This is a genomic window from Motilimonas pumila (assembly GCF_003596335.1).
Taxonomy (GTDB): Bacteria; Pseudomonadota; Gammaproteobacteria; order Enterobacterales; family CBDFNC01; genus Motilimonas; species Motilimonas pumila.
In genome coordinates, this window is the sequence record NZ_QZCH01000038.1 from 13,856 (window position 1) to 28,456 (window position 14,601).

Here is a 14,601-nt window from a genome sequence, read left to right on the forward strand (position 1 = left end):
TATCGGCCTGTTCTTACCAGCACTACAAACATTTAACCCACTTTGGTGATGGTGAGCCTCACGGCGACCCATCACCCCCTGCAACCTTGAGGAAACACCATGAACATACTCAACTCTTTTGAGATAGCACTGGTGAGCTTTGGTAAAGAAAATAACCTCGACGTGGTTATTTCTCGTACCGCGCCCACGGCATCGACGAATGGCAGTCGCGTGACCTTGCCTTTGCTTAACGATGAAGGCATCGAACAAACGTGGGGGTACATCCATCATGAAGCCGCCCACCTGCGCTATACCGACTTTACTTTATCCATGCCCTCATCCATTCGCTACTTGTGGAATGTGATTGAAGACATATGGATTGAGTACCAAACCATTCGGTTTATTTACCCTGGCGGTAAATCCAGGTTAGCCAAGCTCAATGAAATACTCATTGCCAAAAAACAATGGCTACCCGTTGAGGAACTGACGGGTTTACATGCCAAAGTGGCGGCGTTTTGCGCCTACTATGGCGCTGTCATTATTACGCGCTATGAGTCGTGCGAAACCATTTATCGCACATCCAAAACCAGCTTGGTGGAGGAAATAGGCCAAGAAAAGGTCACAGACATTGAGCGTCAGTTAAACATGATAACGTTATCCAGAAGCTCCCAAGATAACTTGGACATTGCATTGGCAATCGTTGCGTTATTTAACGATGATGAAGAGGACCAAACAAACCAGTCTGATGAGCAAGGTAATCCACTTTCTGAGGCGCTGGAAAACGGCGCAATGAATGAAATGGAGACGGATAAAGGGCAGGCCATCGCACCGCTGATTACTCGCCCAGACGAGACCACAAAGGAGTCCGGTGACTTAGCTGCATTGGCTTCAAAAGTGGCAGACGATGAGCACGACAGCGAGCTTGCCCCTTGGAAAACACAGGCGTACCAACAAGCAATCAATGACAATGGGGGATTAGTCCCCATCATCATGAACTTGTTTGAGGCGCAGGCTAGAGCCAGAAAAAGCTTTAAGCAGTCAGGCAAAAAGGTGTCAGCTAAACGCTTTGCCGCCTTGTCCCAAAATGGCAATACCCATGTCTTTAGAAACAAGGTATCCACTGCCATACCCAATACGGCGATAGCACTGGGCATTGATCTGAGTTACTCAATGTTTGTGCCGGAGCCAAAGGTGATGGACACCGCGAATGAAGCGGCGCTATTGATGGTAGCCGCGTTGGAAGCCGTGAAGGGCACCGAAGTGGCAGTGTATTACTTCTACCATCGGGTGTTCTTGGCTAAAGCATTTGATGAAACGATCCAGAGTTTCGTCAACAAACTGGCCAAACCTAACCGGAGAAATGGCACGTATTTTTCGCCTTTTCTGCTCAGTGCTGCGCTCAACTTGCTTCAGCGCAGTGAACAACGCAAGTGCTTATTGCTGCTCACCGATGGCGCGACAACGCAGCCAAACGAAGCCCAAGTGCTCATCGACGAGTTATCTGACGTCGGAATTGAGGTGTACTTTATCGCTATCGGTCCTGCAGCCGTTTACGCCTGCAAACAATTTGACGTACCTACCGTCAATGTCAACAAAGTCACGGAGCTCCCTCAAGCACTGATGACCCTGTCACAACAACTCCTTCTTTAATCCACGCAGCCCGTTAGGGCTGCTTTTCGAGAACCATCTGCATTGCCCGTCAATACAGATTGCTCTTGAGCAACCTACGTCCGAGATGTAATGGCGTTAAACATCAAACTCAACGGAGATTACGATGAATAATCAAGATCTGAAAAAACTAAAAACGAACCTTGAAGGTAAGTGGATAGACGTGTTCTGCGATATCGGCTCTGAGCAGTTAGCGAAAGCAGCGGCCGGTTTTATTGCCGGAAAGCGAACACAAAAAGGCGTCTACTGCCCGCAGCACGGAGGCAAAAGCGGGGAAGCGTTTAAGCTGTTAAAAGATGCAGATGTCACAGGAGGCTCAGTGTGTAATACCTGCTGCGTCTTTCCTGATGGATTTGCCACCCTCATGTTTGCCAATCATTGGGATTTTCCAACGGCATTAAATGCCGTGTCTCAATGGGCATGGGATCGCAGTTTTACGCCCCATAACGCAACAAAGTTATCGCAGCAGCGGCAACAACGAGCGCACCAACAGCGTCAAGCTGATAAGCAAGAATCTCAACGCTTAATTGAGAAATACCAACGCATTTGGCAACAAGCCATAGCGTTAACCGATGCCAATGCGCAACCTGCGCAGCGCTACTTTCAAAAAAGAGGGGTAGGGGACATGCTTGCCAGTATTGGTCACTGCAAGTTTCACCCTCGGCTTGCCTATTTTGATGACGAAAAAGGCGTGTCATACCACCCAGCAGTGGTGGCGTTAATCACGCAGCCGGATGATAAGGTAAAAAACTTACACGTGACTTACCTGACTTCGGAAGGTGAAAAGGCCAAGGTATCGCACCCTAAAAAGCAATTGTCAGCCATTCCCGAGAGAAACCAATCGGGTGGGGCCGTCAGGTTAATGGACGCTACACACACGGATACCCTAGTGGTGTCAGAAGGAAGAGAAAACGGCTTATCATGGATCAAAATGCACGGGGGCATATTGTGGGAATGCATCAATACCGCGATGTTGTCTCACTTTCTACCACCGCCTTGGGTGAGAAAAGTCATCATTGCTGCAGACCATGATTTTGCCGATGACAAGGGCAATAGGGCAGGGCACATTGCCGCCCAAGCCTTGCAAGAAAAGCTCCTTGAAAAAGGCATTGAGGTAGAGATTGCGATGCCAGACAGGGAAGGGGATGATTGGAATCAAGTCTTACTTGATCAAGCATCCAACAAAAGGGATAAACCAAGCGGCGTAACAACCAAACTAGACACACCAATGAAGAGGAAAAAGCAAACGGCTTCCAATAAGAAGCCAGAGTCTCATCAAGTCATCGATTTTTTTGAGCATGCCGCAAAAGCAATCAGCTTAACGGCGCTGAAAATGATGTCAGGAAGATAAAAAAAGAGCCCATCATCGGGCTCTTTTTCTTTCACGATTTACTTCGCAGCTTTAATGGTCATCAAGAGCTTATCAAAGTCTTTTTTAGACATTGCAGGTAGCTTAACTTGTTGATTATTTGCAATTGCTGCGGCAATCGTTAGAATTTGTGTTGCTGACATTATGTGAACCCTTACTTAGTGTTTGCCATGTAAAGGGGGCCTGTTTGTTTGGCGACGAGAGGCTCCCTTTAACCTACCACGATTTTTTCTGTAATTTCAGCCTGAAATTGAGTGAAATTTCAGATAAAAAACATTTTAAAACAATAACTTAAACGTGAAATCAATTTTGTTAAAATTGTTCCTGGTGTTGCGCTAATACTTCCGCTATCGCTTCATCCAGTGCTAATTGCACTTCTTTATTCATCCTACGAAACTCATAAGAAAAAGTATCATCTTTGACTTTCTTGCGAGCGAACTGATTAGCTTTGTTAAATTGGGCAAGCTCTGTCACTACGGCTTTTTTCAATTTCGGCTTGCTCAGCATGCTTTTGCTAAAATCGGTGAACAGTTTCAGCAATGCTTCTTTGATCTCTTCATTAGAAAGCGACAAATCCAACTTTTCTCGCTCGTTGAAAACCTCTTCAACCAACCCGGATAATGGCAGCGATTTACTTTCTAAGTCTTTACTGATGTTAAGCAATAAGCGGTACTCTGGGTGCGATAGCAAAGAGTAATCAGGAAACACTGCGATCATGGCACTGGGCACAGAGGCAGCTTGTAACGCTCGCGTCACTTTGGCAGCGGATAAGCCCTTTTGCTTGGCGATTTCCTTTTGTTCAAGTCCCGACTCTTTGAGTAACAGCAGCTCAATGCCCAGCTCTCTTAAATTATGCTCTTTGGCGGTTTGAATATCGCGGGCTAACTGTTTGGCGTCTTCATGACTGATGGCTTCATCTGCAATCAGATAATCCAAACCCACTTGCTCTAAAAGACACGCTTTGCGGCGACGAGAGCCATCCAGGGTATTGATCTTGCCTGCTTCATCGATGTAGCCAATAGCAGGAAAGAACTGCTGCATTTTGATCGTTCTGCGGATCTCTTTTAACGACTCTGGCGTCAGCCCTGATTGATCACGACCGTTCAACTGTTCATTGACGTAAGTGTCGTCTGCTAAGCGCTCAAAAGGGATATGGGCTTTGGTGAGCACCACTTTCTTGTGTGACTTTAACGTCCACTCATGAGACTCGGTTGTGCTGATAGCAAACTTGTCTGCCAAATACTCTTGGGCGCTGATATTAAGCTGCTCAGCTTTTTGTCCAATGCGCTTGGCTAAACTGTCAAGCTCATCTTTAGACGCGTGTTTAACCGCTTCCATACCACCAGGCATGGTTTCTACAGGTGAACGGTTTTTATCTCTTCTTTTAGCCATTATTTATTCTCTTGTTCACGCCACAAATTATTAATTTCTCTCATAATTTGGCTGGTCACTTCATAAGCATTTTGATGCGCTGCTAAAAAAGTACTTTTGGTTTTAGGGTATTCAGACTTGGACATATCAAAGACTGAGGACAGATAAGCTGAGCATTGTTTGATGGCTTCGCTGTTCTTAAACTCTTTCGAGAAGATAAAGCGGCCAAAATGCTCTTCGACTTTGTTTTGAAGCTCCGTAGTTGCAGCGCTCTCTTTGTGATTTGTGAGCAGGATTTTCATGACGTCGTAACCCGGGTGGCCAGCATTTTTAAGCAAGGTCCACACGTGGGGAATGTAGCTAAAGTAAGAACAAGTGGCGTCCATGTCGTTTTCAGTGAGTGATAATGGGAAAATCACACTGCTGGCTGCAAAGTACGCGTTATAGGTCATGAAACCCAAAGAGGGTGGGGTATCGATAATGATGATATCGAACTCTTGCTCAACCGAATCGATGATCGATTTTAGTAATTCGTAGGGATTTTCGATCTCACCGTTAAAAATCTTCTCATGGAACCAACCTTCTATAGAACGATCAGTTTGTGAAGCAGGCAAAATGCGTAAGTTAGGGATAGTTGTTGGCAAGAAGGCACTCGATACCACGTCTTGGTGAGTTTCACCTTCATCAAGATCGTAGTTTTTCATCATGAGATCGCCAACCGATAAATGATCGTCAAGCTCTGCTTCAGGTGCGTAGTACATTGAGGCGGTTCGTTGACCATCAAGATCAATTAATCCCACACGGAACTCTTCATGAAACTCGGTGGCAAGTCCAGAAGCAGCGGTGACTGCAGAAATGGTTTTACCCACACCGCCTTTTTGGTTTTGGATGACAAACACTTGCAATTCGCGTTTATCACCTCTCACAAATTTTGGTGTACGTCGAAGGTTTGGAGGAAGTAAGTCACGTACCTTATATATTTCACTGATGTCGACAGACCACTGTGAGTCTTCGTGACGTCTTGGGTCTATCTCAGCCATGGCCACATATTTATCCAGGGTTTTACCATCTAGATCTAAGTATGCAATGCCTTCTGCTCGTGTGAAGTTACGGCGTTCTTTTTGGCTGTTCAGCAGTAATCGAGAGTTACGTCTATGTCGATAACGATCTGCATTTTCTTTCAGCTCTTGAAATATGGCGGTGGTGTTTGCCTTGCTCATTATTACCTCCAGTAGAATTAATAATGAGTGTATCCCACATTTTAAGATGGTTGCAACAAATTTTGTTGGAAATGTATTAATTTGTTTAGGACGACAAATTGAGTAAATGATGTACAATGGTTAGGTGAGTGATGAGTACACTCAATCCATTTTATTTGGTCCAAACACCTTCAATCAGTTATCCACTTATCCACAAGTGCTATAAGTTCTATTTAAGTATGTTTTCTATTTAATTATGTACTATGTACTATAGAGTTTTTAAGTTACTGATTTTAAATGTAAATAAGTGACTTTTAGATCTTACTATCGGGGATCTGGATCTGCATATCGGTGTTTGTGATCTCTCAATGAGGGAATCTGATCTGAAAAACGGTGTTGGGGATCTCGCTAACGGTTTTTTTGATCTCTTCCGCGGTATGAATGATCATTTTTACGGGCCACATTATGCTTCTTCTTGCCCGTTTTTTAATCAGAATATGGCTTTCACCACCGTAAATGCTTCTTTTATTAGCATAACTAGCAGAAAATTCAGTACTTGCAAATTTTAGCTGAAAACCGGCTAATAACCAGGCTGCTCTATATGATCAAAATTTCGGTGTACGAGCTAAAATATACCGAAAATATGATCAATTACCATTGAGCATTGAAATTTAACAGTTTTTTATTCCATCTGATCCAAAAAACGGTGTATTTATCCAAATATACCGATTTTCTGATCTACAGACACCGATATTTTGTCACTTACTGGCTCTATTGATCCGATTATCGGTAAATGAAATGTTTTTACACCGATATTCTGATCTTAATAGAGGTTATTCTTTTATAATGATCACTATTTCGGTGTTTTTGATATCGAATACCGATTTTTTGATCATGCAAAACCGTTCTCCTCATTGGATTTTCGTTTTTCGTTTTCTTTATACGATCGTATTTACGGTGTTTTTGAGCAAAACACCGTTTTAAGATATTTGAAATCCGCCTTCTCGGTCCTCATGTGCGTTTTCTTCCCTGCATTACATGACTTAAATCCGGTATTCTCTTCGCCTTACACTGATATCTTGATACCTAAAGTGCGTTTATTAATCACATGAGTCCGCAGTGGGACCATGTTTGTTTGCTTTTTGACCAATGCCATGAGGGTGATTTGACGTTCTTATGTGGAGAAGACAACAAATCGGTGTTCCTTAAACGAAACACCGAAATTTTGATCTCATATGAGGATTTTGGGTGATATTTGACGTTCATGATCATATTTTCGGTGTTTTAAGAAAATTAGACCGAAAATATGATCTTTAAAGCAGGGCTAATAGTCCGGATCGTCCATGGTCTGTTCTAACTCATCGATCTTGCTTAATAATGACTCTAGGTCTTCAGCAGTGCTTCGCTGCATTTCTTCTTCAGCTCGCTTACTGATGGCCTCTTCTACTCGTTTTGCTCTCGCAGTTTGTTTCACAGCGTTGTAGGCCATAAGAAGTAGCTTAAGTTCATCCAACGTGAGTTTGGTATTGTTGGCGCGCTTACCTTCGAGTTTGCGAATGGTTTTGTACGCTTCTATTTCGTTAAGCTCTTGAACGGTGCCTTTGTCTACCCAGCTGTAAAGAAACTCAATGCCGACAATGCTCTTGCCACGCTTTATGAGATCGATGCCTTGGTTTTCACCATCTGGTGATTGAAAGAAAATCAGTTCTTTTTTGGTTTCGGGGTTTGTCGAAATCTCTTCAATGCTCTCTCGGATACAGCGCTTCATAAACACGCCGTTATTTGCAAAAGATTTACGATTCGGTTTCAGGTTACCGTTCTCATCCAGTAGACCAAACAGACCTTTGAGCTCATGAATGGATTTTTCAGGCATGTGTGTGCCGCCTGTTTTAAATCGACTCAAAATTTCATACAAGCGTTTAGAGTATTCGCGTTTGAGGCCAAAAAAGTTTTTGGCGTTGATCAGGGCGAAACCTTGATTGTATTCAATGTATTCTGACTTCAACTCATCGTTGGGCGTGATGGTCAGCATTCTGTCTTTATACTGGATCCGTTTGAAGTAGGGGATGTAATCAAACTCACCTTCATCACCCTTTAAATTCTTGATACCCACGGTGCGCGTTGATAAGCGCTCTGCGACAGGGGAGAGCGTACCGGCCACATACTTGCTGCTGATGTTGAGCCATTCTGATAATTCACTGGCTTTGAAAGTATATTTAGGTGTCTCTGCCTGGTTCCAATCATCAGGTGACATGAACGCCATCATTAACGCGAAAACGTCCGCTTCTCGAGCAGATAAGTCTTGGCGGCTAAAGACGAGTTGATGACCTTTTTTAATGTGACGAGGGAGATTGACCGCTTGTTGCGGGGCAGGCAGTTGTTTATCAGCAGACATAGTGCACCTATTTTCTTTTTTACATCTATATTAAATAACAATATTTCGGTGTTGTCACAGAAAAACACCGAAATGTTGTTATTTGAATGAAAAGAGAGAGGTGGATCAGCTTTTAGCCAATGGACAGTGATGTAAGTGATAACTCACTTTTTTTATTTTAAAAAAAAGGGGGGGGACTGGAAGTAAGTACTTACACTTTGCTGTTGTAAGGGTTAAATATCTATTTTCACCCTAATTTAGACTGTGAGATTAATTGGAATAAGATCACAAACTAACTCATTGAAATTTATATTCTTATCTTTGTTGAGTATAAAAGTCATACTTATATAAAAGTATATTTCGATTAGTGAATACTCCAATGACCTTCTTATCTTTCAGTAAGCACGCATCGTTACTGTATCTTCTCGGCTTTTCAAACTGAGTGGTCTCCTGATGAAAGAAAACACTCGATGAAAAATCGAAGGGTAAAAGCAGCCTGGGCAAAAAACGCTGCTGGTGATGTTGTTCATATTGATTCGGTCTCAAATGGACTCAAGTGCGGATGTATATGCGTTGATTGCGGTGGCAAAATGGTTGCCAGGCAAAACGGAAACAAGGCTCCTCATTTTGCACATCATACTCATGTTGATTGTAGTGGGGAATCAGCGCTACACGCAGCAGCAAAACAAATTATCTTAAATGCGGCCATGACAGGTCAAATCATTACCAGACCTAACACGGCTGAAAGTGTGCAATATATCGACCACTTTGACATTTCGCATCAAAGGTACCTTCCCCCAACACCTCCAGCCACCTTATCGGGAGCTGAAACTGAAGTGAGAAGAGGCGATGTTATCGTTGATGTGCTCTGTAAGACAGCATCTACCAAATTCGCAGTAGAAATCCACTTTCGTCATGCAAAAAGCGAATGCGATGTCCTAAAGTTTAAAAGGATGGGTCTCGAATGTTTCGAGATAGATATCAGCCAAGTTGATTGGGATATTTCCCCTGAAGCTCTTGAAGAATTCGTTTTACACACTGCCGCTCGCAAATGGATTTGTTTCAACAAATCTCACTTACAAGAGCAGCAAACACTTCAGAGCCTTCAAGAGTATGTCGATGGAAAGAATAGGGACAAATTCAATAGTATGTTTTATTGGCTAAGAGCCATGACTGAGTCTTTAGATTTTCAAGATATAACCCTTCCTTCATTGTCTTACACTACTTCGTCCACCGACTTTATGGGGAAGAGAGAGCGCCTAAAACATACTGAAGAATTTAAGATAACTGGCGTCAAAGGTGCTGTTTCGATAAATGAAAAGGAGTACACCTACTGTATTCCTGTAGAAATTAATTCGAAAACTACAGTGATGTTGTATTTGTTTCCTCCTGAAACTCCTTTTTCTTCAAATGATGATCGCCCGAGCCTGGTTCAGTACTATTCCTTTGAGTATGACGAAGTTGTTACCAAGCGGTCTCATTGGGTGAATGTTGAAACTTGGAAGAAAAAACTCGTTAAGAAAGCGAAATGCCAACTCTCTAGAAAGCTTGCAGACAGAGAAGATTACCTTACTCGCTTTAAATCGATGAGTGACGAGAAGAAAGTACATTTTTTGAGTAAGTCTTTAGGTGTCCCGGTTCCTTCACCAATGAGCTTAACTGGGCGTTACAGTCATCCTTGGAATACGCGAGATTTTGTCTGGAAGGCTCTGGTGGTTGAGTGCTTTTTACGTAAGAAGAAAGAGTGCTCAACAGACGTCATTGCTACGGATAAATGGATGCTTGCGTTACTCAATGCCAAGGACAACGAACTTCAGGCAGAAAAAAGAAGCAAAAGCATCTATTTCTGGTTCAAAAATACACTTGCCCCGTTAGGTATAGTGACTCATCAAAGTCGGCTTTCTTGGCATGTCAACAAACAATCGGCAATTTTGTTTTCAGAGCATGGGCTGAAAAGCATAGTCTGTGCCGTTGAGCCATAATATCCATTCAAGATATTAAAATTTAACTATTAATCCAGTGTGTTGAGGTTTGTCTCAATATTATGTCTGCGGCAATAAGGTATGTTAGTACTTGCGTTTGAGAGCCTGTAATCTCATTCGTTGTTGCCACCTTCATTAGCGAGGTAAAGGCTTAAGAGTGTTGTATAACGCGCTAAATTCATACTTCTAAAGGCACCATTTCCATGGAGTGCTCTTTTTCGGGTAACTATCTATGTCTGTATTTTTATTAACTTGGAACCCTAAAAATTTCTCAGTTGGCGGAGAAGGTTCAGATTCAGGGACCTTAGATTATGAGATCGGCCAAGAAGTTCGTTGGTCTTGCCATAGCCAGCAGCCACAGGTTGGTGACACCATCTATCTCATTCGTGTTGGACTTGAGCCAAGGGGAATAGTAGCTCGGGGCGTGGTGAGCAAAGCAACTTATTCAGCAGCACATTGGTCGGGCAGCGGGAAGCAAAAACACTACATAGATTTTCAGTTAATAGATTTACGGGTTAGCTGTAATGAAGGGCTATTACCAATGATGTTGCTTCAAAGTGCAATGCCAGATCAAAAATGGAGCCCGCAGGTTTCGGGTATTGAAATTCAGCAAGTATATTGCGAAAAACTCTCGGATCTTTGGGAGGGAGGTGTTGATAAACACTCTCTAGAGCAATTTTTTACTTGGTACTTAACTGAACAGTTTGATCCGCATGGTTGGTATAAAGGCTATGTTGAAACGTGTAATCTAACCGCTCAAATCCAAAGTGGTAAGGAAATAACAAAGAACGATATTAAAAGGCTATGGTTTGATTCCAGCAACGGAATTGCTGGTGTAGGGCAAGGCTTTATGTATCAGAGGGAGTTTGATGCCAATTATGATTATCTTGTTAACCTAACCCATGAAATTTTAAATAGTCCTACCGAAGAGACTTATCAAAAGACTCTCAAAGAGTGGAAAGACTCAAGTGGTTTTGAACGAGTGCTTTGGGGAGTAATTCACCGCGTGTTTGCTGCCGCAGATCCCGAGCGATATACCAGTGTTGTCGCTCAGTCATATTTAAATGATGTCTATAAGTGCCTTAAATATCAATATCAGCTGCAAAGTAACCACAGTGGCTCTTGGTTGGATGATAATAGGGCTTTACTAGCGTTGACTAAGCCTTATTTGGATAACACCATCGATTTTCAGACCCGCAATATTCTTTTGTGGAGCTTATACGAATGGAAATCGGTTGATAAAGGGAATAGCTCAAGTGCCCAAGAAGAGGAAGACAACGAATCAAGCGGTGGAGTAAGTGTAATAATGAAAAGAAGCAATGTTCTTCAGTCTTTAAACCAGATCCTCTATGGCCCACCTGGAACAGGTAAAACTTACCACACGCTTGAAGCAGCAGTAAAAGCAGCGGAACCCGATTTCTATTATGGTTTAGAGATTGACTCGGAAATAGGGGCCACTGCAGAACAACGCAATAAGCTTCAAGATAAGTTTAACGTATTATCAAATTCAAAACGCATCCGCTTTGTCACCTTCCATCAAAGTTATGGCTATGAAGAGTTTGTTGAGGGTATCTCTGCATCAACGCTTGAAGGACAGGTAACTTATGAAGTAAAGCCGGGCATCTTCAAACAAATTTGTGAGCAGGCTAATCGAGGAGTAGAGCAAAGTAATGACCCTCTTGAAGTCGCCATCGATAAACTTAAGAGTGAGCTTGAAGACGGTTCACCTGTGTCACTGGCCACCCAAACGGGCAAAAAATTTGATGTTCAATACTACGGCAACACAACATTTCGCGCTTTCCCCTATGAAACAAAACACCATGACTTAGGTAATGGGTACCCGGTCTCGATTGATAATATTCGTAAGCTTTATAACGGAGCAAACCCAAGAGAGTTCTATAACTCTACCTACGTCAAAGCTATTCTTGAGCATATAGTCGCGACACATAATTTACCGGCAGTTTGGGAGAGGCAGTCTCAAGAGTCCAAGCAATTTGTGTTGGTGATTGATGAAATTAATCGCGGCAATATTTCTAAAATATTCGGGGAGTTAATCACGCTCATCGAAGACTCAAAGCGTTCTGGCAAAGAGCAAAGTGAAACGACGGAAGTTATCCTTCCGCACTCTGGAGAGCGTTTTTCTGTACCTAGCAATTTGCATATCATCGGTACCATGAATACTGCAGATCGCTCGCTTGCAATGATGGATACAGCACTTCGACGTCGCTTTGATTTTATTGAAATGATGCCTAAGCCTGAGCTCCTAGAAGGTGTCGTTATACAGGGAATCGAACTTAAAACGTTGCTGGTCAAACTTAATCAGAGGATTGAAATCCTCTATGATCGAGAGCACACGCTAGGCCATGCTTTCTTCATGCCAGTTAAAGCCTTAAGCGATGTGGGTGAGCACGATAAGGCATTTACGGTGTTGGTATCAGTTTTTAAAAACAAAATTATCCCATTACTCGAAGAGTACTTTTTCGAAGATTGGAGCAAGATCCGTTTAGTGCTTGCAGACAATCAAAAACCTGATCATCTGCAGTTCGTTAAAGAGCACGAGCAAAAGTCAGATGATTTAAACGCGCTATTTGGCAAGGGGCATAACTTAGACCAGTATGGGCAATCGGTCGTCAAGTTTACGCTGGCAGTCGGTAACGATGAGGTCTGGAATGAACCGGAAGCGTATATTGGGATTTATCAAGGTATGACGGCTTTACCTAATACAGATACAACTAAAAACATTGGGTAGCTGCCATGCATACCACTGTTTTTGAATTTGGCTATCTGACTTTTGATAAATCGGCAAGTGATGAGCCTGGAGTAAAGTTGATCTCACCTGAGGCCTTTGAATACCTGAAAGAAGTGAGCTTAAGTGAAACTGAAATGAGTATGTGTCTCGCGCTCACAAAACGCTATGGGCATGAGCTCATTCAATTGCAAAATTATGTAGGAGTGCTGTTTACCCCTACCGGTGAACATGTAGAGGTGCTACCCAAGACGGGACGAAGATCTAAGGAAGAACAATCTGATCTTGAAAATGCTCGGCAAATACTACTAACAATGCTGCAGCATCTTGGGTCTTTTCGGTTTCTTACTTTCAAACAGGCGAGTGTTGCGAATAAGAAAATGCCGCTGTTTGAGGTGTTCATTGAGCAATTTCTTCAATCGGTTAAGAAGTTAGTCAAACAAGGGCTAAAAAGTGACTATGTGTTACGCCAAGACAACCTATCTTTTCAAAAGGGTAAACTCAAGGTTGCCGCTCAGATTAGGCGAAATAGAGTTACCAAGCACAAGTTCTATGTCGAATACGATGAGTACCTAGTGGATCGTCCAGCTAATCGGCTGATTAAGTCGGCATTAAAAAAGCTATCCAGTTATACCAAGCTTGCAACTAATCAGAAACTGCTACGAGAGTTGCTGTTTGCGTTTGCTGACGTGCCACTTTCAAAGGTCATTCAGCAAGATTTTACGGCCTTGAAACTGGACCGCGGAATGGCTGATTATCACCCTCCATTGGCATGGGCAAAATTGATTTTGAGTGGCCAATCCCCCCTTAGTATGAAAGGGCAAACCGAAGCAATGTCTCTACTCTTTCCCATGGAGATGGTGTTCGAGAACTATGTTGCATCCATTTTGCGGTCACAGTTAGACGATCAAGTCGAGTTATCCACTCAAGCTCGGTCAAAGTATTTACTGAGACATAACGGTAAAGGCGCCTTTCAGCTTAAACCTGACCTGCTTATCACTCAGGGTAAACAGCACGCCATCGTATTAGATACTAAATGGAAACTGATTGACTTAGAGGCTCATAACTACGGTATATCTCAAGCAGATATGTATCAAATGTACGCGTATGGACAAAAATACCTCGCGGGAAAAGGGGAGTTGTATCTGATTTACCCGAGCCACGATGGATTTATGGCACCTATTGAGCACAGTTTTGATTTCTCTGATGGTTTGAAGTTGTGGGTAGTACCGTTTACCACTTCACCGGTTGGCAATAGTCGGTTATTGATTAATGAGGGCCATTATCTACACACAATGACTCAGATAAGCTAGCTGGGTAAGTCCAAATAGCAAAGGAGCAAACAAGGGCAAGCTGGTCATGGTGGGTTCGTAATATCGACAAAGCAACTGTCTGCGTAGTCAGAAGCTGAGCCGCGCTACGCTTTAAATATGACAGTTATAATTTGTACTAGCTCAGACTTGACCTGACAGTTACCCGTTTTTCTATCGGTGACTGTCAGTTTAGATTTGAGCTAAATTCTTCTCAGCCCAAATCGATTTCCCATCGAGTAATGTTTCCAGCGGTGTTCTGCCGCAACACATTTTGCCCTGATGAGTGCGTTCATTATTGTAATACGTCATCCATTCGTCCAGATCTTTTTGCAGCTCTTCTAATGAGCTATACAGCTTTTTACGGAACGTGACCTGATAGAACTCGTTAAGTATCGTTTTGTGGAAGCGTTCGCAGATACCATTAGTTTGAGGCGACATGGCTTTCGTTTTCGTATGGTCTATATCATTGATAGCCAAGTAAAGCTGATAATCATGATGCTCGACCTTACCGCAATACTCTGTTTGTTCTGGTCTAATTCAATTGGACACTTAATTTTGAGACAATATCGTCAATAGATTAAGGAAATGATATGAGCCTGA

Annotated in this window: 9 protein-coding genes and 1 pseudogene; 5 read left to right on the plus strand and 5 right to left on the minus strand. The window is 42.8% G+C overall.

Translation table 11 applies throughout. The features are described from left to right. Positions 1 to 99: 99 nt before the first annotated feature. Complete coding sequence (locus tag D1Z90_RS18760) at positions 100 to 1,629, plus strand: VWA domain-containing protein (RefSeq protein WP_119912333.1); 1,530 nt, start codon at positions 100 to 102, stop codon at positions 1,627 to 1,629. Positions 1,630 to 1,753: 124 nt separating this feature from the next. Beyond that, complete coding sequence (locus tag D1Z90_RS18765; protein ID WP_119912334.1) at positions 1,754 to 2,998, plus strand: DUF7146 domain-containing protein; 1,245 nt, start codon at positions 1,754 to 1,756, stop codon at positions 2,996 to 2,998. 38 nt (positions 2,999 to 3,036) lie between these two features. On the opposite strand, the gene D1Z90_RS22010 is transcribed toward D1Z90_RS18765, so the two are convergent. From D1Z90_RS22010 to D1Z90_RS18780, 4 genes are all read right to left on the minus strand, one after another. Then, entirely contained in the window at positions 3,037 to 3,159 is a 123-nt protein-coding gene (locus D1Z90_RS22010; RefSeq protein ID WP_269777115.1) for a hypothetical protein, read from the minus strand. Between the two features lie 169 nt (positions 3,160 to 3,328). Beyond that, positions 3,329 to 4,408, minus strand: a complete 1,080-nt coding sequence (locus D1Z90_RS18770) for a ParB family protein (protein WP_119912335.1) — start codon at positions 4,406 to 4,408, stop codon at positions 3,329 to 3,331. Then, positions 4,408 to 5,607 (minus strand): ParA family protein, encoded by a 1,200-nt coding sequence (locus D1Z90_RS18775; RefSeq protein WP_119912336.1) that lies wholly within the window; start codon positions 5,605 to 5,607, stop codon positions 4,408 to 4,410. The genes D1Z90_RS18770 and D1Z90_RS18775 overlap by 1 nt, the downstream gene beginning before the upstream one ends. A gap of 1,303 nt (positions 5,608 to 6,910) precedes the next feature. Continuing rightward, positions 6,911 to 7,981 carry a replication initiation protein gene (locus tag D1Z90_RS18780; protein WP_119912337.1) on the minus strand — a complete coding sequence of 357 codons (1,071 nt, stop codon included), beginning with the start codon at positions 7,979 to 7,981 and terminating at the stop codon, positions 6,911 to 6,913. Positions 7,982 to 8,430: 449 nt separating this feature from the next. Here D1Z90_RS18780 and D1Z90_RS18785 point away from each other — a divergent pair, with 449 nt between their 5' ends. From D1Z90_RS18785 to D1Z90_RS18795, 3 genes are all read left to right on the plus strand, one after another. Beyond that, the gene (locus D1Z90_RS18785) at positions 8,431 to 9,942 is read left to right on the plus strand and encodes a competence protein CoiA family protein (protein WP_119912338.1); all 1,512 of its coding nucleotides are present in this window, start codon (positions 8,431 to 8,433) and stop codon (positions 9,940 to 9,942) included. Positions 9,943 to 10,174: 232 nt separating this feature from the next. Then, a complete protein-coding gene (locus D1Z90_RS21780; protein ID WP_119912339.1) occupies positions 10,175 to 12,691 on the plus strand; it encodes an McrB family protein in 2,517 nt (838 codons plus the stop codon). 5 nt (positions 12,692 to 12,696) lie between these two features. After that, a complete protein-coding gene (locus D1Z90_RS18795) occupies positions 12,697 to 14,001 on the plus strand; it encodes an McrC family protein (protein WP_119912340.1) in 1,305 nt (434 codons plus the stop codon). A gap of 189 nt (positions 14,002 to 14,190) precedes the next feature. Here D1Z90_RS18795 and D1Z90_RS18800 read toward each other — a convergent pair. After that, a pseudogene (locus D1Z90_RS18800) lies at positions 14,191 to 14,523 on the minus strand (integrase core domain-containing protein); the annotation flags it as partial. Positions 14,524 to 14,601 lie beyond the last annotated feature (78 nt).